This is a genomic window from Chryseobacterium sp. MEBOG07, from assembly GCF_021869745.1.
GTDB lineage: Bacteria > Bacteroidota > Bacteroidia > Flavobacteriales > Weeksellaceae > Chryseobacterium > Chryseobacterium viscerum.
The window spans coordinates 3,065,345-3,085,360 of the sequence record NZ_CP084579.1; the positions used below are offsets into that span (position 1 = coordinate 3,065,345).

Annotated in this window: 18 protein-coding genes and 1 pseudogene; 14 read left to right on the top strand and 5 right to left on the bottom strand. The window is 35.7% G+C overall.

What is annotated here, in order from left to right:
- Nucleotides 1-36: 36 nt before the first annotated feature.
- Nucleotides 37-762, bottom strand: coding sequence for a TrmH family RNA methyltransferase (locus tag LF886_RS14175; RefSeq protein ID WP_236850150.1), 726 nt, complete (start codon nucleotides 760-762; stop codon nucleotides 37-39).
- Here LF886_RS14175 and LF886_RS24135 point away from each other — a divergent pair.
- Nucleotides 748-3,356: pseudogene (locus LF886_RS24135) on the top strand (BamA/TamA family outer membrane protein). The gene LF886_RS14175 and the pseudogene LF886_RS24135 overlap by 15 nt on opposite strands.
- Here the strand turns inward: LF886_RS24135 and LF886_RS14185 are convergent.
- Both LF886_RS14185 and LF886_RS14190 read right to left on the bottom strand, forming a co-directional pair.
- Nucleotides 3,353-3,910, bottom strand: a complete 558-nt coding sequence (locus tag LF886_RS14185) for a vancomycin high temperature exclusion protein (protein ID WP_394337108.1) — start codon at nucleotides 3,908-3,910, stop codon at nucleotides 3,353-3,355. The pseudogene LF886_RS24135 and the gene LF886_RS14185 sit on opposite strands and share 4 nt — an antisense overlap.
- A gap of 56 nt (nucleotides 3,911-3,966) precedes the next feature.
- Nucleotides 3,967-5,091, bottom strand: coding sequence for a ferredoxin--NADP reductase (locus tag LF886_RS14190; protein ID WP_236850151.1), 1,125 nt, complete (start codon nucleotides 5,089-5,091; stop codon nucleotides 3,967-3,969).
- Between the two features lie 33 nt (nucleotides 5,092-5,124).
- Here LF886_RS14190 and LF886_RS14195 point away from each other — a divergent pair, with 33 nt between their 5' ends.
- The 13 genes from LF886_RS14195 to LF886_RS14255 all read left to right on the top strand — a co-directional run bounded on the left by LF886_RS14195 (nucleotide 5,125) and on the right by LF886_RS14255 (nucleotide 16,915).
- Nucleotides 5,125-5,685: a TlpA family protein disulfide reductase gene (locus LF886_RS14195; protein WP_236850152.1), complete on the top strand. Its 561-nt coding sequence runs from the start codon at nucleotides 5,125-5,127 to the stop codon at nucleotides 5,683-5,685.
- 25 nt (nucleotides 5,686-5,710) lie between these two features.
- The gene (locus LF886_RS14200; protein ID WP_236850153.1) at nucleotides 5,711-6,682 is read left to right on the top strand and encodes an iron ABC transporter permease; all 972 of its coding nucleotides are present in this window, start codon (nucleotides 5,711-5,713) and stop codon (nucleotides 6,680-6,682) included.
- 342 nt (nucleotides 6,683-7,024) lie between these two features.
- Nucleotides 7,025-7,402, top strand: coding sequence for a GxxExxY protein (locus LF886_RS14205; RefSeq protein ID WP_236850154.1), 378 nt, complete (start codon nucleotides 7,025-7,027; stop codon nucleotides 7,400-7,402).
- 77 nt (nucleotides 7,403-7,479) lie between these two features.
- A complete protein-coding gene (locus tag LF886_RS14210) occupies nucleotides 7,480-8,424 on the top strand; it encodes an ABC transporter ATP-binding protein (protein ID WP_410684917.1) in 945 nt (314 codons plus the stop codon).
- A 165-nt stretch (nucleotides 8,425-8,589) separates the two neighbouring features.
- Nucleotides 8,590-9,042 (top strand): MarR family winged helix-turn-helix transcriptional regulator, encoded by a 453-nt coding sequence (locus tag LF886_RS14215; protein WP_103233950.1) that lies wholly within the window; start codon nucleotides 8,590-8,592, stop codon nucleotides 9,040-9,042.
- Nucleotides 9,043-9,096: 54 nt separating this feature from the next.
- Nucleotides 9,097-11,490, top strand: a complete 2,394-nt coding sequence (locus LF886_RS14220; RefSeq protein ID WP_236850155.1) for a 3-hydroxyacyl-CoA dehydrogenase/enoyl-CoA hydratase family protein — start codon at nucleotides 9,097-9,099, stop codon at nucleotides 11,488-11,490.
- Nucleotides 11,491-11,610: 120 nt separating this feature from the next.
- Nucleotides 11,611-12,792 carry a thiolase family protein gene (locus LF886_RS14225; RefSeq protein WP_236850156.1) on the top strand — a complete coding sequence of 394 codons (1,182 nt, stop codon included), beginning with the start codon at nucleotides 11,611-11,613 and terminating at the stop codon, nucleotides 12,790-12,792.
- A 36-nt stretch (nucleotides 12,793-12,828) separates the two neighbouring features.
- Nucleotides 12,829-13,185 (top strand): four helix bundle protein, encoded by a 357-nt coding sequence (locus tag LF886_RS14230; RefSeq protein WP_236850157.1) that lies wholly within the window; start codon nucleotides 12,829-12,831, stop codon nucleotides 13,183-13,185.
- A gap of 50 nt (nucleotides 13,186-13,235) precedes the next feature.
- Nucleotides 13,236-15,014: an acyl-CoA dehydrogenase family protein gene (locus tag LF886_RS14235; protein ID WP_236850158.1), complete on the top strand. Its 1,779-nt coding sequence runs from the start codon at nucleotides 13,236-13,238 to the stop codon at nucleotides 15,012-15,014.
- A gap of 77 nt (nucleotides 15,015-15,091) precedes the next feature.
- Nucleotides 15,092-15,655 carry a hypothetical protein gene (locus tag LF886_RS14240; protein ID WP_236850159.1) on the top strand — a complete coding sequence of 188 codons (564 nt, stop codon included), beginning with the start codon at nucleotides 15,092-15,094 and terminating at the stop codon, nucleotides 15,653-15,655.
- A gap of 59 nt (nucleotides 15,656-15,714) precedes the next feature.
- The gene (locus tag LF886_RS14245; protein WP_236850160.1) at nucleotides 15,715-16,023 is read left to right on the top strand and encodes a hypothetical protein; all 309 of its coding nucleotides are present in this window, start codon (nucleotides 15,715-15,717) and stop codon (nucleotides 16,021-16,023) included.
- 29 nt (nucleotides 16,024-16,052) lie between these two features.
- Nucleotides 16,053-16,388 (top strand): YegP family protein, encoded by a 336-nt coding sequence (locus tag LF886_RS14250; RefSeq protein WP_236850161.1) that lies wholly within the window; start codon nucleotides 16,053-16,055, stop codon nucleotides 16,386-16,388.
- An 80-nt stretch (nucleotides 16,389-16,468) separates the two neighbouring features.
- On the top strand, nucleotides 16,469-16,915 hold the full coding sequence (locus LF886_RS14255; RefSeq protein WP_124531147.1) for a phosphohydrolase: 447 nt from the start codon (nucleotides 16,469-16,471) through the stop codon (nucleotides 16,913-16,915).
- On the opposite strand, the gene LF886_RS14260 is transcribed toward LF886_RS14255, so the two are convergent.
- Together LF886_RS14260 and LF886_RS14265 are read right to left on the bottom strand one after the other, a co-directional pair.
- Complete coding sequence (locus LF886_RS14260; RefSeq protein ID WP_236850162.1) at nucleotides 16,912-17,628, bottom strand: DUF2490 domain-containing protein; 717 nt, start codon at nucleotides 17,626-17,628, stop codon at nucleotides 16,912-16,914. The two genes, LF886_RS14255 and LF886_RS14260, sit on opposite strands and share 4 nt — an antisense overlap.
- A gap of 71 nt (nucleotides 17,629-17,699) precedes the next feature.
- Nucleotides 17,700-19,511 carry a TonB-dependent receptor plug domain-containing protein gene (locus LF886_RS14265; RefSeq protein ID WP_236850163.1) on the bottom strand — a complete coding sequence of 604 codons (1,812 nt, stop codon included), beginning with the start codon at nucleotides 19,509-19,511 and terminating at the stop codon, nucleotides 17,700-17,702.
- Nucleotides 19,512-20,016 lie beyond the last annotated feature (505 nt).

Consider the following 20,016-nt stretch of genomic DNA (forward strand, 5'->3'; position numbering starts at 1 on the left):
GATTTACACTAATTTCTAACCTCTAGTTTCTAGCTTTTATTTTGAAAATAGCTGTCCCAAAATAATCCCGGCAGCCATAGAAACATTCAGGCTTTCTGTAGACTGGGATTTTCCAAACCTTGGAATACTGATACTTTTTTGTAGAAGTTTCTCTGTTTCCGGTCTCATTCCGTTTCCTTCGTTTCCTAAAATCAGATTTATCTTTTCCGGTTTCTCAAAAGTATAGATATTCTCCCCTTCCATATCCGTTCCGACATTTACATTTTCTGTTTTAGAAAGGTATTCTACGAGATCAGTATAAACGACATTCACTCGGGTAAACGAGCCCATGGTCGCCTGAATCACTTTTGGATTGTAGAAATCCACCGTATCTTCACTACAGATAATCTGTTCAATTCCGAACCAATCTGCCAGTCGTATAATTGTTCCTAAATTTCCCGGATCCTGTATCCCATCCAAAACCAATTGTATATTCTTATCCCTCATTTTTTCTTCCCCAGCAAGGTAACATACCGCTATGGAATCTTTTGGAGTTTTAAGGAAACTGATTTTTTTCAATTCATTTTCAGAGATATGAGTAATAGGGATATCAGTCCGGTCCAATTTTTGCGGATCGGTTGATAATATTTCTTTAACTTTAAAGTTAGAATTAAAAAGTTCACAAATGATTTTATTACCTTCAACCAAAAACAAATTGTATTTTTGTCTGAACTTCTTTTTATCTAAAGATTGTAAAACTTTTATTGTATGAGCTGTAAGCATTATAAGAATTCTCCTCAAAAATATTATAAAATTATCTCATTTGCAACATTTGTTGGTCTCCTTTATGCTTGTAGTACAACAAAAAAAGTTCCTGAAGGCGAATATCTCCTTACCAAGAACAATTTAGCGTTCGAGGATAAGAGAGAATTTTTTGACGAAGAGCTCAAAGATTACATTCAGCAGAAGCCCAACAAAAAGCAATTTCTCTTCATGCCATTGAGTCTCCTTTTGTATAATATGGCTGAGCCGAAATACGACACCATACTTAATGAATATATGACCTATCCAGGTGAGATGAGAAATCAGAAGCTGAGAGACTCTTTATTCCTTAAATACAACATGAAAAGCAGTGTTGGAAAAAGCCTTCTTTTTGATCGTTTATTGCACAATTGGGGAACACCACCGGTAATTCTTGATCAGACCAGAAGTGAAAAAAGTGCTGAATCTATTAAAAAAAGACTTACCTACAGAGGATATTGGGATGCTGATGTAACATTCAAACATTCCCTAGACTCTGCGTCTAAAAAAGCATCTGTTAATTATTCTATTAAGCATAACGAGCCTACCCGGATTAAGGATTATTATTACAATATTCCGGATCAGGGAATCAAAGGTTACTACAACTATAATCTGAGCAGGAGTCTTGTGAGATCCGGGCATATCCTGGATCAGACTGTCTTGGAAAGAGAAGTAGTGAGAATTACCGACCTGATGAGAGAGTTTGGATTCTATAGATTCAACGCCTCCAATGATGAGGTCTATTTTGTCGCGGATTCTCTTAAAAGCAAAAAACAGGTTCCTTTGACATTGGAAATTCATAAAGATTCACTGGACACCCCTTATAAGATTGCCACTTTTGGAAATATTGATGTTGCCATCGTTGATGAACCTGGTGACTACCCTAAAAATACCAGGAAAGACAGCTTAAGAAGAATAAGATTTCATACGGTGAATGATAAATATAAGCTTTCATCTATATGGAGAGCTATTATTCCGGACAGTAAAAAGGTTTTCGACCAAACTAAGCTGGACATTACCAAGAGAAACCTTTTAGCGATGAACAACTTTAGTATCGTCAAGGCAAGAGACTCTCTGAGACAAGGTGGAATGACATCTCCTAATGACAGTATTGTTGATGTTTTATATGTATTGAAACCACTTCCGAAATATGAGCTTAAAGTGGGGACAGATGTTAATTATTCTCAGATTTTGAATCTCGGGATCTCTCCATCTGTAGACCTTACTACCCGAAATATTTTTAAAGGGGCAGAAAACCTTTCTACAAGCCTTTCAGGAACATTTGGTTCTATCCGAAGTACGAAGGATATTGATAAAAGAGTGGCTGCCTATGAAATATCAGCACAGGCATCTCTGAATTTCCCGAGACTGCTGCTTCCTTTTAACTATTATAAATTCATCCCTAAACGATACACTCCTACTTCATCTATTTTGCTGGGAGCATCCATACAAAACAATATTGGTTTAGGAAGAATTATCTTTAATACAGGACTGAATTACCAGGCAAGTGTGAATGATCAGGTATATCATAAGCTTACCTTATTCAACACTCAAGTCAGTTTGACTAAAATAAAGATGCCTACTATGATTACTTTGTGAATGACGGAAGGGTTAAAGATGAGGTTTTCGGAAATTATTTTATGTTTAACCCGGAAACCGCACAAACCGGACAAGATTATAAAGATGGAAAACTCACTGTAGATGAGGTTTCCAAAAAGATTATAGAGAACGAATCTTACCGTGGAAGTCTGAATCAGCAGGGAACTGATCTTTTAACAGCGTTTAGAGGAACTTTGGTGAACAAAGATAGACAGACACAGGATGTTCTTATTTCTTCCATGATTTACAACTTTGTTTACAGTGAGATTGGAAAAAAAGAATATCCAAATGCATTTTACTTTAACGGAAAAGTGGAACTTGCGGGTAATATTTTAAGTTTATTCAACAAAAAAGATAATGATGGAGGGGTTGTTACCAGTCCTCAAAAAACTATTTTCGGGTTACCTTATGCACAGTTTGTAAAGTTTGATATTGATGCCAGAAAATATTTCAAATTTAATGGAAATCAGACATTGGTACTTCGCCAGTTTATCGGAGTTGGAATTCCTTATGGAAATTCTGAAGATATGCCAATTATTAAGTCTTATTTCAATGGGGGTTCCAATGATATCAGAGCATGGGTTGCGTTTGGAGGATTAGGTCCTGCAGACTCTCAGGTGGATGAAAGGGTTCGTACCTATATGACGGATAACTTAAAGCTTACTACCAATATTGAATATCGAATTCCTTTCAATAAAACCTACGAGGGAGCCTTATTTACCGATATCGGGAATACATGGAGTCTTCGTAATTATAATGACGGATACGGAGATGAGTTTAAGTTCAATAAGTTTCTGAAGCAGGTAGGTGTCGGAAGTGGATTCGGATTAAGATTAAACATAGCTTATGTTACTGCCAGAATTGACCTTGCCTACAAGATCTACGACCCGAATAAACCTGAAGGAGACCGATGGAGATTTAAAAATTTACAGCCTTTCAAACCAACGGTTAATATTGCGTTCGGATATCCTTTCTAATCCGGGGAAACGCCTAAAATAAAATACACTACAGCAATCACACGGGCGAGGATTTCTCTCGCCTGATTTCTGTAAAAGCTTTCAGATTTTGTGACATCCTGAGCGTCAAATCCCAAAGCATTCATATCATTATTTCTCGCAAAAAACAACGCCCTAAGGTTGTGAAATCCCTGAGATACAATAATGACATTTTTCTTTTTATAAACATCCTTACAACGAAGAATACTTTTATAAGTATTGAAACCCTTTGGATCTTCCTCAATAATATCTTCCGGAACACCCTCTTGGTAGATCAGGTAGTTTTTCATTGCTCCCGGCTCATTATATCCCTTACTCTTTTCCCCGCTTACAATAATTTTTTTGATTTTGCCATGATGGTAAAGAAGTGCTGCCGCATCCATTCTTTTAGTAAAGTAGGGATTCGATTTTCCGGATCTCATTTTAGGAGATGTTCCCAAAACCAAAGCAACTTCTCTGGGTGGAATTTTTGATATTTTGGTATAGGTTCTCCCATTGGTAAGGCCGAATACCCATACATTACAGAAACATATCATTAGAATTCCTAATTCCAATGATATAAAACCCAGGTTAAATATGTTCCTAATAATTCTCAACTAAGATCAAAGTTAAGCTTTATTTTTTTACTTTTCACAATAGACATGCAAGCTAAAATATGCCCTTGCCCTTCTTCCTTTTCGGTAAGATACTCATTTTCCAACAGTTCCACTTCACCTTCATCCAAAGAACATTCACAACTTCCACAAATTCCTGACTTACAGGAATAAGGAACCGGAAACTTCTGAATCAAAAGTTGCTGAAGGATTTTATCCTTATTATCAGGAAGTTGAGCCGTATATTTCTTTCCGAATATTGTAAACTCCACTTCTATATTTTCAATCAGAGGAAATTCTCTTTCTACAGGATAAATATCATCATTAAATTCTTCAAAAAGTTCAAAATGGATATTTTTCTTTGGAATCCCGTAGTGATAACAGGCATTAGCCAATGTTTTGATCATCTCTCCTTTTCCACAGATCAGCACTTCATCTACAGCATCCCAGATCGTAGACTCTTCGTCTGTATCATCCAAATGAAGGATTTGATTGATGATAAGGTGTAATTTTTTTTCATCCAATCTGCCGTAAAAAAACTGATCTCCTGTTTTCTCCTGTGAAAAAAAGTAAAATATCTGAAGTCTGTCCCCGAAAGTTCTGGCAAGATGATCCAACTGTTCGCGATAGATTAACTCATCCGAGCTTTTATTTCCAAAAAACAAAAATAACCTTGTTCTCGGCTCGGTATGAAGAATATTTTTAAAATGACTCAGAATAGGAGTAATTCCTATACCGGCAGCGAAAGCAACAATCGTTCTGAATTCACTTGGCTTGGAAACCAATGTAAATCTTCCGGCAGGTTCACTCACCCAAATCTCGTCACCTGCATTATAGTTTTCAAACAGCTGAGAAGTTGCTCCATCAGAGGAATTAATCTTTATTCCAAGACTTATTTTACCCTCATAAGGAGCCGAAGTCATTGAATAATCATTAATAACCTCTTTCCCATGTGATTGAAATCGTATACTGACGAATTGCCCGGCCTCAAACCTGAAATTTTCTTTTAAATTCTCAGGAATATCGAACTCCAGAGAAAAAGTATTTTTGGTCAGCTCTTCCTTTTTCGCTATTTTTAACGGATGAAACTGTATTAGTTTCCCTTTATAGATTTGTTGTTCCATAACTTCAATTCAAAAATAGATAAAAAATAATTTATGAAGAAGATAATTTTATCCACGTTACTTCTTACTGCACTGTACAGCTGTAAAAAAGAAGGTCAGAAAACTGAAAATACTACAGCGACAGATTCTCTTTCAGTATCTCAACCAACAGATACTAAGGAAAATACAGCCGTTCCCAAAGAACTTTCCCCTGAAAATGTAAGCCAGCACTTAGCCAAAAATAATGATACATTATATGTTACCAATTTTTTTGCAACCTGGTGTGGTCCATGTATGAGAGAAATTCCAAGCTTTAAAAGTAAAATGGAGGAATTGAAGGGAAAACCTGTAAAATTCACTTTCGTAAATCTTGATGATAAGGCAGAATGGGCTGGTGCTGTTAAAAATTTTGCAACAGAAAACAAGTTGGGAGGGAATATTATCTTACTGGATGGACAAAAATTAGATCAAAACTTCTTTCATAATAACTTCAAGCAATGGGACGGAGGTTCTATTCCCTTTACTTTCATGAGAAAAGGAGATAAGACCGATGAATATCTGGGAATGATGACGGAAGATGTATTGAATTCAAAAATCGCTTCTTTCTTACAATAAAAATAGACTGAACTCTTTCTGAATCATGTCAAAAAGATTTAAAATCCTGTGTTTATTATTCGTGATTGCAATTATTGTAAGTGCTGTCATTAATATGAACACAGGATTTTTAAGTTTAAGTTTCCACGACTTTTTTCAAGATTCTGCTCATAATCAGATTGCCGAGATCCGTATCAATCGTGTTCTCGTGATGATGCTTGCCGGAATTTCAATTCCTACTTCAGGTTTTCTGATGCAGGAGTATTTTCAAAATCCCCTGGCCGGGCCTGATATATTGGGAATCACTTCGGTCGCCAGTCTGTCGGTCGCTTTTTATATTTTCTTTTCCCATAATATTCTACTGCCTGAGTTTCTGCAGAACAGTTTTCTTAGTTTATCAGCAATTGGAGGAAGTTTACTGTTAATGCTGATTCTTCTGTCCATGTCTAACAGGTTTCAGGATAAATCTTATCTTATTATCTTCGGGTTCCTTGTCTCAGCTTTTGCCGGAGCAATTGTATCCCTGCTTCAGTTTTATGCAGAAAATCAAAGCCTGAAAAACTATATTTTATGGTCTTTCGGAGCTAATAATATGGTGACCAGAAACCAGATCTATGTACTATTTATCTTAGTATCTATAGGTCTTTTCATTTGTTTCAGAGCGATAAAGCCTCTTATTGGGAACTCTCTTGGGAACTCTTATGCACAAAGTTTAGGAGTAAACCTGAAACAGCTGAAACTATTAATAATAGTAGCGTCCTCTCTTCTTTCAGCCTCTATTACTGCATTTTTAGGTCCTATCCTATTTATCGGAATCATTGTTCCTCATTTTTGCAGACTCATCTACAATCCATCCAAATTATGGCAGCAATGGATTCTTAATATGTTTCTGGGAATTCTGATCATGTTATTTTTCTCAGTTATCGCAGAAAAAACACAGATCCCTTTGAATGTAATAAGCTCTGTATTTGGAATTCCAGTGATTCTGATGATGCTTTTGAAACAGAATAAAGTGTAATTTTTTTGTTGGAGAGCGCAAAGACGCAAGGATTTTTTATCCAATCTGTAAATTTTAAGTCGCAAAGATTTTATCTCCGATAAAATTGAAAACTGCATATTCAAAACAAAAAATATCCTTACCCCTTCTTGCTGAAAATCTTTGATTTTCTGGCGCCTTAAAAATATACACAACGTATTACAAACCTTTGCGCCTTTGCGTTTAACCAACACCTTTTATCAATAAAACTATACTCACACTTTCTGAGGGTTTTTAATTTTCTTATACATCATAGATTACAATCTTCCATCTCACAATTATTAACCAACAATTCATATATTTAGATTCAACAAAACATCACAAATGACAGAAAATGAATTATCAAAAGTAGTTTTTGAAACCGGTTTAAAGATTCATAAAAAACTTGGAGCGGGATTATTTGAACATGTATACGAAGAATGTATGTTCTATGAATTAACAAAATCAGGTTTTATGGTAGAAAAACAAAAACTTTGTCCCATCATTTATGAAGATTTGAAAATAGAGAATGCTTTCAGACTTGATATAATGATTGAAAAAAAATTAATTTTAGAAATAAAAACTGTCGATTACATTAACCCTACTCATAAAGCGCAACTTCTAACTTATTTAAAAATGACAAACTGTAAATTGGGCATGTTGCTTAACTTTCAATCTGATGTTTTCAAAAACGGAGTGACAAGAATCGTGAACAACTTATAGATCAAACAGGATAAAAATTTAGAAAAGTCAAATTCCCTGCGCCTTAAAACACTATTTTTGTAAAACATTTTAATCTTTTGCAGACAACCAACAAAAGCATGTACCTACAGATCAAACAGGCAAATATCGGCTACAATACAACATTAATCTCCAACGCCAATGCGGATTTGAAGCTTGGTGATGTATGCCTGCTGATTGGTAATAATGGGGTAGGAAAAACAACACTGATCAAATCTATTCTGCATCAGCTTCCTTTACAGAATGGAGAGATTGCTATTAATGGAAAAAATGTAAAGAGTCTTTCTGTAAAAGAAATTGCCGAGAATATTGCTATTGTTTTTTCAAAGTCGGTTATTCCGCAGCATTATACGGTTGAGGATCTTATTTCTCTGGGAAAATACATCTACTACCCTTTTTATTTTGAGTTAAAAAAAGAAGACCGTGAAGAAGTTGCTCATATTATCGAGGAATTGGATTTGAATCAATACAGATATACCCTTTTGAAAAATCTGTCAGACGGAAACCTTCAAAAAGCATTTATAGGACGGGCTATTACTCAGAATTCTCCCATTATTATTTTGGATGAGCCTACCACTCATCTGGACGAAAAAAATAAGGTAATTATTCTCAAGACTCTCAGAAAATTAGCCAAAGAACAGAATAAGCTCATCTTGTTTTCTTCTCACGACTGGCGATTGGCTAAAGAATTTGCAGATAAAATATGGTATGTAAAGGAAAACCATCTGTATTCGGGAATTGTTGAAGATATCCTGCTTCAGCATGATGAACTTACCAATGCTTCCTTATTCCAGGTCAATGAAAATTTTATTGCTCCGCAAATCTCAGCACCGCAAGTTCACAAAGAAATGTTGTATTCTCTGCTTCAAAAAAACTTCCAAAAAGACCTTTCTTCTTTCAATTTTGAATTCCAGAACTCGTTTTGGGTAATCACTAAAGATTCCGCCAGTTACCAATGTGAATCTTTTGAAGAAATCATTAATTCTATTAAAAACACTCACTAATACTACACTTTTATTGATTATTTCACATACTATGCATGCATAGTATTATGCTAATCATACAATTTAATCTATTTACTATCAGGTTATTAACAAAATTTAACGTTAATAAATACTATGCATGCATAATATTTACTAAATTTGGGTAACACCATTCGTACATAAATGATGGATAATAATAAAGAAAAAATAGAAAACGTAGATTTAATTTTAAAGCAGACTTGGTTGGCTGTTTCTAAAATGTACACAGAACTAGCCCAGGAACATGATTCCACAGCGGTACAGGCTCTCACCCTTCTTAAAATTGATCCCAAAGAAGGAACCAGAAGTACCAATCTTGGTCCCAAAATGGCTATTGAACCCACTTCTTTAACGAGAATCATCAAACTTTTGGAAGATAACGGATATATCTATAAGGAAAAGACAACCACTGATAAAAGAGAGGTTATCATTAAGCTTACAGATAAAGGACTCAACTCCAGAAACATGTCAAAGGAAGTCGTTGTCAACTTTAACAAGAAAGTGATGGAGAAAATCGCTCCTGAAAAGATGGACGCTTTCAAAGACGTGATGACTGAAATCATGAAAATAGCAAACGAATTATTAAACAACAGAAAATAAATTATGTTGAAACCTCAGGGTTCCATATAATCTTATAAAAATAAAAATTTACATATGAAAAGAAGAATCAAACATGTAACGGTTCTTGGTTCAGGAATTATGGGAAGCGGTATCGCAGCTCACTTCGCCAACATCGGTGTTGAAGTATCACTCTTGGATATTGTTCCTTTTGAACTTACTGAAGCTGAACAGAAAAAAGGTTTGACCAAAGATGACAAGGCAGTGCGTAACAGAATTGCTTCCGAAAACTTTGAAAAACTAAAAAAAGCAAGTCCTGCACTTCTTTATTCTCCAAAGTTTGCAGACAGAATTAAAATCGGAAATTTCGATGATGATCTTCCGAAAATAAAAAATACAGACTGGATCATTGAAGTAGTAGTAGAAAGACTTGACATCAAAAAGTCAGTATACGAAAAGATTGAACAGTTCAGAAAACCGGGAACATTAATTTCTTCTAATACTTCCGGTATTCCTATTCATTTCCTGATAGAAGGTAGAAGCGAGGATTTCAAAAAATACTTTGCAGGAACTCACTTCTTCAACCCGGTAAGATACCTTCCTCTTTTAGAGATTATTCCTACTAACGATACAGATCCAGAGATCATCGATTTCTATATGAACTATGGAGCAAAATTCCTAGGTAAAACTACTGTTTTAGCCAAAGATACTCCAGCTTTCATCGCCAACAGAATCGGAGTATTCTCTATGATGGATCTTCTTCACAATGTACAGAAACTAGGACTTACCGTTTCTGATGTTGATAAATTAACAGGTCCGGTAATTGGACGTCCAAAATCTGCAACATTCAGAACAGCTGATGTAGTAGGTCTTGATACTTTGGTGATGGTAGCCAACGGTGTTCGCCAGAGCGGTGCTGAAGCGAATGACTTTAATGATGTATTTGCCCTTCCAGCCTATATCCAGAAAATGATGGATAACAAATGGTTAGGTTCAAAAACGGAACAAGGTTTCTATAAAAAAGTGAAAAATGCAGATGGAAAATCTGAAATTCATGGATTAAACCTTGATACTTTAGAATATGAACTTCAAGGAAAATCATCATTCCCTACCCTGGAATTAACAAAAGCTATTGATAAGCCGATTGACAGATTCAAAGTTCTGATCGGTGGTAAAGATAAAGCTGGTGAATTGTACAGAAAGTCTTTAGGTGCATTATTCGCTTATGTTTCGCATAAGGTTCCTGAAATTTCTGACGAGGTTTATAAAATTGATGATGCCATGAGAGCTGGTTTTGGATGGGAAAACGGACCATTTGAAATCTGGGATGCTGTAGGCGTTCAAAAAGGTATTGAATTGGCTAAAGACGCTGGTTATGAGGTTTCAGACTGGGTTAAAAATGTAGAGACTTTCTATAAAGTAAATGATGAAGGACAAAGCATTTATGTGGATAAAAACTCAGGAGAATACAACATGATTCCGGGTCAGGATGCATTCATCATCTTAGATAATATCAGAAAAAATAAGACGCTTTGGAGCAATTCAGGGGCTTCAATTGAAGATTTAGGAGACGGAATCATCAACTTCGAGATCCGTTCAAAAATGAATTCCCTTGGCGGCGAAGTTCTTGACGGCTTAAACAGAGCTATCGATTTAGCAGAAAAAGAATATGACGGATTAGTGGTAGGAAACCAGGGAACGAACTTCTCTGTAGGAGCCAACCTTGCTATGATCCTTATGATGGCTATTGAGCAGGATTGGGATGATTTGAATATGGCGATCGCTTACTTCCAGAAATCAATGATGAGAGTGCGTTATTCTTCTATTCCTGTAGTAGTTGCTCCTCACGGAATGACCTTAGGAGGTGGATGTGAAATGACAATGCATGCAGACAGAGTGGTTGCGGCAGCAGAAACTTATATCGGGCTTGTAGAGACCGGTGTTGGGGTAATTCCTGGCGGAGGTGGTACTAAAGAATTGACTTTAAGAACTTCTAGAGAATTCCACAACGATGATGTTAAAAACAACAGACTTCGTGAAGCTTTCATGAACATCGCAATGGGTAAAGTAGCTACTTCTGCTTATGAAGCTTACGATATGGGAATCCTTGAAAAAGGGAAAGACATCGTTTCCGTAAGCAAAAACAGACAGATTGCAGAAGCTAAAAAAGTTGCAAAACTATTAGCAGAACAAGGATATACTCAGCCAATCGAGCAAAAAGTAAAAGTTCTTGGTAAAGATGCATTAGGAATGTTCTACGTAGGAACGGACCAGATGTTAACCGGAAACTTCATCTCGGCACACGATAAGAAGATTGCTGATAAACTGGCCAACGTGATGGTAGGTGGAAACTTATCTGAACCAACAGTTGTTACAGAACAATACTTGCTGAACCTTGAAAGAGAAACCTTCCTTCAGCTTTGTGGAGAAAGAAAAACTTTGGAAAGAATCCAGTACATGTTACAGAACGGAAAACCATTAAGAAACTAATCATTTCAAAAAATAATTAACGAAGACTTTGTCATTCCGAAGGAATCAAAACATTGGAAAGATGCTTTTTAGCATGACAAACAGTATGGTTAATTTTTATAACAATTAATTAATAAAACAATGTCAAAGACAGCATATATAGTAAAAGGTTTCAGAACTGCCGTTGGAAAAGCTCCAAAAGGAAGTTTAAGATTTACAAGACCTGATGTCATGGCGGCTACCGTTATTGAAAAATTAATGGCTGAGCTCCCACAATTAGATAAAAACAGAATTGATGACCTTATCGTAGGAAATGCAATGCCGGAAGCTGAACAGGGGCTGAACGTTGCACGTCTGATCTCTTTGATGGGATTAAATACCGATAAAGTTCCGGGAGTAACCGTGAACAGATACTGTGCTTCAGGAAGCGAGGCGATTGCAATTGCTTCTGCAAAAATCCAGGCTGGAATGGCAGATTGCATCATCGCTGGTGGTACAGAATCAATGTCATACATCCCAATGGGAGGTTACAAGCCTGTTCCTGAAACAGATATCGCAAAAACAAACCCTGATTACTATTGGGGAATGGGCTACACTGCGGAAGAAGTAGCTAAACAATATAATATTACAAGAGAAGAACAGGATCAGTTTGCTTTTGAATCTCACATGAAAGCTTTAAAAGCCAATCAGGAAGGAAGATTTGCCAACCAGATTGTTTCAATTCCTGTAGAATATAATTTCTTAGATGAAAACCAGAAAATGCAGACTAAAAAGTTTGATTTTTCAGTGGATGAAGGGCCAAGAGCAGATACTTCACTGGCTGGTTTGACTAAATTAAGACCTGTATTTAAAAACGGAGGAAGCGTAACAGCTGGAAACTCTTCTCAAATGAGTGATGGAGCGGCTTTCGTAATGGTAATGAGTGAGGAAATGGTAAAAGAATTAGGATTGGAGCCTGAAGCAAGATTAGTTGCTTATGCTGCAGCTGGATTAGAGCCAAGAATCATGGGAATGGGACCTATCTATGCTATTCCAAAAGCTTTAAAACAAGCAGGTTTAGAATTAAAAGATATCGAGTTAATCGAACTTAACGAAGCTTTTGCCTCTCAATCGGTTGCCATTAAGAAAGAATTAGATTTAAATCCTGACATCTTAAACGTAAACGGAGGAGCCATCGCCCTTGGACACCCACTTGGATGTACAGGAACAAAGCTAACTGTTCAACTTCTTGACGAAATGAGAAAACGTGGCAACAAGTACGGAATGGTTTCTATGTGTGTAGGAACAGGACAAGGAGCGGCTTCTATTTTTGAACTACTTTAATTAATTATAGATTTTAAATTATAAATTTTAGATGTAATGAGTTTCAAAGAAGACAACTTGATACAAATAAAAACTTTTGATTTTGCCTTAAGAATAATTCAATTTTATACTGAATGCAAGTCTCAAAACGAATTTATTTTATCAAAACAAATTCTTCGCTCTGGAACTTCAATTGGGGCAAACGTAGAAGAAGCTATAGCAGCTCAATCTAAAAAAGATTTTATATCAAAGCTTTCGATTGCAAATAAAGAGGCTAGAGAAACAAAATATTGGCTAAAACTTTATCATTCTTCAAATCTTGTTCAAATTGAGATCAATTCATATTTAAAAGATATTGAAGTGATTATTAATATTTTGACTAAAATCATTAAAACATCATCTGAAAATTTATAACAACAAAATCTAATTTAAAATTTATAATCTAAAATTTAAAATAATAACAAATGAGCAATATACTTAAAGGCGGGGAATTCCTAATCAAACAAATTCCTGCAAACGAAATTTTCAGTCTTGAAGAACTGAGTGAAGAACAAAAAATGCTTCGTGATTCTGCGAAGGAATTTATAGATAGAGAAGTGATTCCACATCATGACCGTTTTGAGAAAAAAGACTATGAATTGACCGAAAAAACAATGCGTCAGTTAGGTGAAATGGGACTTTTGGGAATTACCGTTCCTGAAGAATATGGAGGTCTTGGAATGGGATTTGTGAGCACGATGTTGGCTTGTGATTATGTTTCAGGAGGAAATGGATCATTAGCAACAGCTTATGGAGCGCATACAGGAATCGGAACTCTTCCAACTCTTCTTTACGGAAGCGAGGAATTAAAAAAGAAATATCTTCCCGATTTAGCTACCGGAACAAAATTTGGAGCCTATTGTTTGACTGAACCGGATGCTGGATCTGATGCCAACTCAGGAAAGACAAGAGCAAAATTGTCTGATGACGGAAAACATTACATCATCAACGGACAAAAAATGTGGATTTCCAATGCTGGTTTTGCTGATACTTTCACTTTATTTGCTAAAATAGATGATGATAAAAATATTACAGGTTTTGTTATCAACCGTTCAGAATTAGAAGATCCAAACAGCTTATCTTTTGGTGAAGAAGAGCATAAATTAGGAATTCGCTCCTCTTCTACTCGTCAGGTTTTCTTTAATGATATGAAAGTGCCTGTCGAAAATATGTTGGGTGAAAGAAACAATGGTTTCAAAATCGCTTTGAATGCATTAAATGTTGGTAGAATTAAGTTAGCTGCTGCAAATCTTGACGGACAAAGAAGAATTTTAAACCACTCTATTCAGTATGCAAACGAAAGAAAACAATTTGGAGTTTCCATTTCAACTTTTGGGGCCATCAGAAAGAAAATTGCTGAAATGTCAACCGGAGTTTTCGTAAGTGAAGCTGGTTCTTACCGTTTAGCAAAAAATGTAGAAGATAAAATTGCAGAATTGGTTGCCGGAGGAATGGATCACCAACAAGCTGAATTGAAGGGTGTTGAAGAGTTTGCGGTTGAAGCTTCTATCTTAAAAGTTTTTGTATCTGATCTTACTCAAAATACAGCCGATGAAGGAATTCAGATCTATGGTGGAATGGGATTCTCAGAAGATACTCCGATGGAATCTGCATGGAGAGATGCAAGAATTGGAAGAATCTATGAAGGTACCAACGAAATCAACAGACTTTTGGCTGTAGGAATGCTTATTAAAAGAGCAATGAAGGGTGAATTGGACCTTTTATCTCCTGCAATGGCAATCAGCAAAGAATTGATGGGTATCCCTTCATTTGAGGTTCCTGATTATTCAGAATTCATGAGCGAAGAAAAAGCAATTATTGCCAATCTTAAGAAAGTATTCTTAATGGTTTCCGGAGCTGCTCTTCAGAAATATATGATGGATATTGAGAAACAACAGCATTTATTATTGAATGCATCTGAGATCCTTAACCAGATCTACATGGCAGAATCTGCAGTTTTAAGAGCTGAAAAGCATTTCTCTGCTGATTCTGTGGAAGCTGCAATGGCTCAATTAAATCTTTACAAAGCTATCGACAAAATCATTTCTGCGGCAAAAGAAGGAATTGTTTCTTTCGCAGAAGGCGACGAACAGAGAATGATGCTTTCCGGATTAAGAAGATTCACAAAGTATACTAATCAGCCGAATGTAGTAGCTTTAACTGAAAAAGTTGCGGCTCATTATATTGAAAAAGGAGCTTATTAGTCTTTAATAACATAAATTTGATTCAAAACGCCTCAAAATGAGGCGTTTTTTATATATTTAAATGATAAAAACTAAACATGAAGTTAAAATTATATTTTATCATTACTATTTTACTACCCGTTATTGCATTGTCACAACGCAGACAGAATGATACTTTAGCCTGCAATGGTATTCTTGAAGATCGTGTTTTAAGCAAAATATTGGCTGCCTATCGTTCAAAACCTGAGAAACCTAAAAAAGTATTTGTGGATCGCAGAATAACCATTTGTGGTAATGAAGCAATGCAAGAGATTGAAGAAAGGAGATGTAATGATGCCCACATGATTTTGAAAAAGTATCCCTTTCTAATCGATGAAATAAAGAACTTAGCCCATGATTATCCTGGTTATTTAAACATGGATTTATTTTGGATGGAAAAGGAAAAAGATGAAAATGACGAAAGCTTACAAATATATAGAGATACAGAGTTTGAAAAATGGAAGTCCAAAGGAAACCATTCTTATTACTCTATGGCTATTATTTCTGACAAAAAGAATGATCATCATGAAAATATATTACTTACGATTTTATTTCCCAAAAAGATCATTACAAAAAAGTATCAGCTATCATTAAAAGATGAATGGACATTTAAAAAACTTTAAGTATCAATAATTTTTGCTAATTTTATTATAAGTAAAAACGACAAAACGCAAAACATCATATGAAGACATTATTTCCCCTACTCCTAATATCTGCTGCTCTGACAGCACAAAAAAGAGATAAATTAATACCTTTTCCTAAAGCAGATACTGCAAAAATCCAGAATAAAGATTTGTTTAAAAATTTTGGACTGACTTCTACTCAGCAGCAGAAAGGATTGTATAAAATACTGGTAAAAAAGCCTGGTGATACCATTACATATCTTGCCTTGAAAGAACCGCCGAAGGACCATTCACAATACAAAATTTTAAATGCCATTACCCCTGACAAGCTTCAGGTGAATCCAAAAAAACTAATACCATCAAAATAATTACAACACCAAACTCAAAAACTATTATCATGGGAAAATTCATTATCTCGAAGAGAGTAAACGGCGACTTTCAGTTTAACCTTAAAGCCGGAAACGGACAGGTTATTTTAACCAGCCAGGGATACAGCACAAAACCATCCTGCGAAAACGGAATAGGGTCTGTAAAAACCAATGCACAGGAAGATTCAAAGTTTGAAAGAAATACCGCCAATGACGGCAGGTGTTATTTTAATCTTAAAGCTGGAAACGGGCAAATCATAGGCACCAGCCAAATGTACGAATCTGATAACGGCATGGAAAACGGAATAGAATCTGTAAAAAACAATGCTCCACATGCTCATATAGAGGATGATGCCAATTTGTAAAATCATCTGAAAATAATTTTACTAAAAATGCTTTATTTTTTAAGGCATTTTTTATTTTTGTATTCTATTTTTCATTAGAAATGACAAAAGAAGAATTACTGAATAGAGCAATCAAAATTGCCGACAAGGCACATAAAGGACAAACCGACAAATACCATGCTCCCTACATCGGCCACGTGATGCGGGTGATGAATTATGGTAAAACACTGGATGAAAAGATCGTAGGTGTTCTCCACGACGTTGTGGAAGACCATCCGCTGGAATTCAGCCTGGATTATTTAAGATCTGAAGGGTTTCCCGAATACATTATTTTCGCAATCAGCTGCCTTACGAAGTTTGATCCCGAAGAAGATTACGATGACTTCATTAAAAGAACGGAAAGATCTCTTCTCTCTGTGGCCGTAAAGCTTAATGATCTGCGCGATAATATGGACCTTAGAAGAGTAAACAGAGAGCTTACTCCGAAGGATATCAAAAGATTCAACAAATATCTGAAAGCCTATCGCTATCTGATAGAGAAATATTAATCCGCACCAGGAAAATCGTAAGTCTTCGTGTGATGGTCTGTTCCGTCGATGTTGATGTTTAAAGCAAGGTAAACGAAATGTAAATTTTTGTTTCCTTTCGCTTCAAATTCACGCTGCCACAGATATCCGCTCACGATTCCAAAATAATCATCGATCTGATAGCCGAAACCGCCATAGACTCTGTTTCTGGCAAAAGTAGGCTTCATCGGGGTTACAAAGAAAACTTCATCGTAGGCATTCGCAAAGACAGTTCCTTTCTTTATTGTTTTGGAGTTTAAAGGAACACTTACATTCAGACGGTATCTGTAACGCATTCTTTGAGAGGTCAGATCTGTTTTGGGCTCGTAAAACCAGCTCTTTTCAACACGGAAACGGTTTTCAAATTTTACGATACCTTTTTTAATATCGATAACGTCCTGAAGCCATACCCTGAACTCCTCTCTGCTTAAGCTGTGCTCTTTATAGTTGACATATCTTCCTAGTCCTACAAAAGGTTTGTGATTTTTGGTAAGATTATACCCTAAGCCCCCTTTTATCTCATAATAATCAGGGTAGGTATAATCTTCGTTACCACGCAGCTGCCCTTCGGCATAGAGGAAAAATTTCGGATGAAACTTGTAGGTCAGAGTCACTGCATTGAAGCTGGAGATGTGCTCCTGTGCTTTAAAAAAAGAAATTCCAAGTAGTAAACCTAATCCTAATAGACGTTTCATAAAAAATTTTTGCAAATGTATATTTTTTAACAATTTGTTAATATTAACTTTCATTAATATTAAATTAACACCTACTTAATATTAATTGTATAAGAAAACCCAATGTGGAACCACCTTTGCGGCATTGCTACCCCAAATGCTTCCGTATATTGTGTGTTAGTAATATTGTTAATCAACACATACACCGAGTAGTCTTTTTTAGCAAAACTTAGTTTCTCATCTAAGAGATTATAGGTTCCCAGATTTACTCTTTCATTATACCTATAAACAAGCTCATTGGTAAAGTATTTCAGGAATTTAACCTCTAATTTAGAAACAAGCTGGTGTCTCAGATTGTCAAGAATATATCTTGAAACAAGGCCATTCTTTTCTTCATATTTGCTGTCGATATAAGTATATCCAACCGTATATTTTAACCAGTCCATCGGTCTGTGACTCCATTCTGCTTCAATCCCTTTGGTTCTGATATCTCCTACATTTTCTGCAAACCAGATTTTATCATTGATATCTTTTTTCACCCAGTCAATAGAATTGCTGGAATTCCTTAAAAACCCACTGATTTTAGCTAAAATCTTACTATTCTGATATTGATATCCAACCTCTGATGAAACGGCATTTTCAGGGCGTAAATCTGGATTTCCCTGCTCCGTTTTACTCATGTAATAAAGATCCGTAAAAGTCGGGATGCGGTGTACTTTAGCGATATTTCCGTATACTTTATGATTAGGATTGAAGTTATACCCTACGTCAAGCCCCGGATAGAAGAAGTTCCCTTCTTTAGAATAATTAGCCCATGAAATTCCCGGAGTAATATTCAGTTTTTTATCCAGTAATGAAAAATGATGTTCAAAGAAAACCTGAGATACAAAACGATTTCTGTTTCCCAAATTACTGCTGGCTAAAAACTCTTTTCTCAGCTCTACTCCTACTCCTGTGGTTCCTAATCCCCATTGGTAGCTGGAATTCACTTCACCTCCCACGTTATTCCCGATATGCATATTCCTGTAAATATCAGGATTCCATCTGTCAAAAAGATACATATCCTGCCCTCTTCTCCAATATACGTTAGAATTAAGTTTCAGTTTTCCAAAAGTCTGCTGATGTGATACACTGACGATAGAAGCCTGCGTTTCCTCATACTGTTTTGTAGCAGTACTGGAAGCATAAAATCCATTGGCCCCGAATTTCTTTTCTGAAAAACCGGCTTGTACTCTTACATCTCCGTTTTTGATATTCAGTTTCCCCTGATAGAAAACATTTCTGATCTCGTAATCAGTATTGAACATATATCCCTCTGAAGAAGCAGAATTCGCCTGAAGGGAATTGGTGAATTTTTCATTTCCAATCTGTGCATTGAATCCAAGACCATAAGTACTGTAGTCTCCTCCATCTGCACTGATCTTCACTTTTTTCCCGGGACTCGTTTTAGTAATGATATTGATCACCCCGGCATACGCATTCTGCCCGAAACGTCTGGCAGCCGGTCCTTTTATGATTTCTATTCTTTCTACGTCATCCAGATCTACCGGAATATTCATGTTATTATGTCCGGTCTGGGAGTCGTTCATTCTGATACCATTCAGAAGCAGCAGAACCTGTTCAAAAGAGCTTCCACGGAAACTGATATCACTCTGCACCCCATTGGCTCCTCTCCTTCTGATATCCATTCCCGGTACCTGCTGAAGAATTTCGTCTATACTTTTAGCCGGAGAATTCACAATATCTTCCCTCGTGATAACACTGATATTCTGATTGGCGCTTTTATAAGGTGTAGAAATGAATTTTCCCTGAAATTCGATGATTTCAATATCCGTTGTCTTTTCCTGTGCACTTACCCAAAGTAGAGATCCCAGAAAAAAAGTACTTCCTATCTTTTTGATCATAATCGGTTCCGTAGTTTTCTTTAATAACAGGTTCCAAAAGTAAGAGAGTTCAGCAAGACAGACAAATGATACTTGTCATAAAAAAGATGCAGCATAATGCTGCATCTGTGTGAGGGAGTAGTTTTATCTTTTTCTCATTAAATGTGTAACTAGATCTCTGAATAATTTTCTCATTTCTCTATTACATATTTATGAATACAATTTTAAATAATTTTAAAATATAAAACAATACTTTAGTAAAAAAATATAATGTAATTTACAAAACTCTATAAAACACTGTAAAATAAATAGTAAAAGAAGAATAATTCCACAAAACACATCTCATTTCTCCATTTTCAATGTATAATATTTCCATTTTATCCGTCTAGTTTAACCTTCATTATAATAATTTTTAACAATAAGATATAGATAAAATTTTCAGTAAAAATTCGTAATTTTGTGGGTCTTAATTTTACAATGGAAAGATTCTTTTTCAACCATATTTCTCACATCATTCTTACAAAAT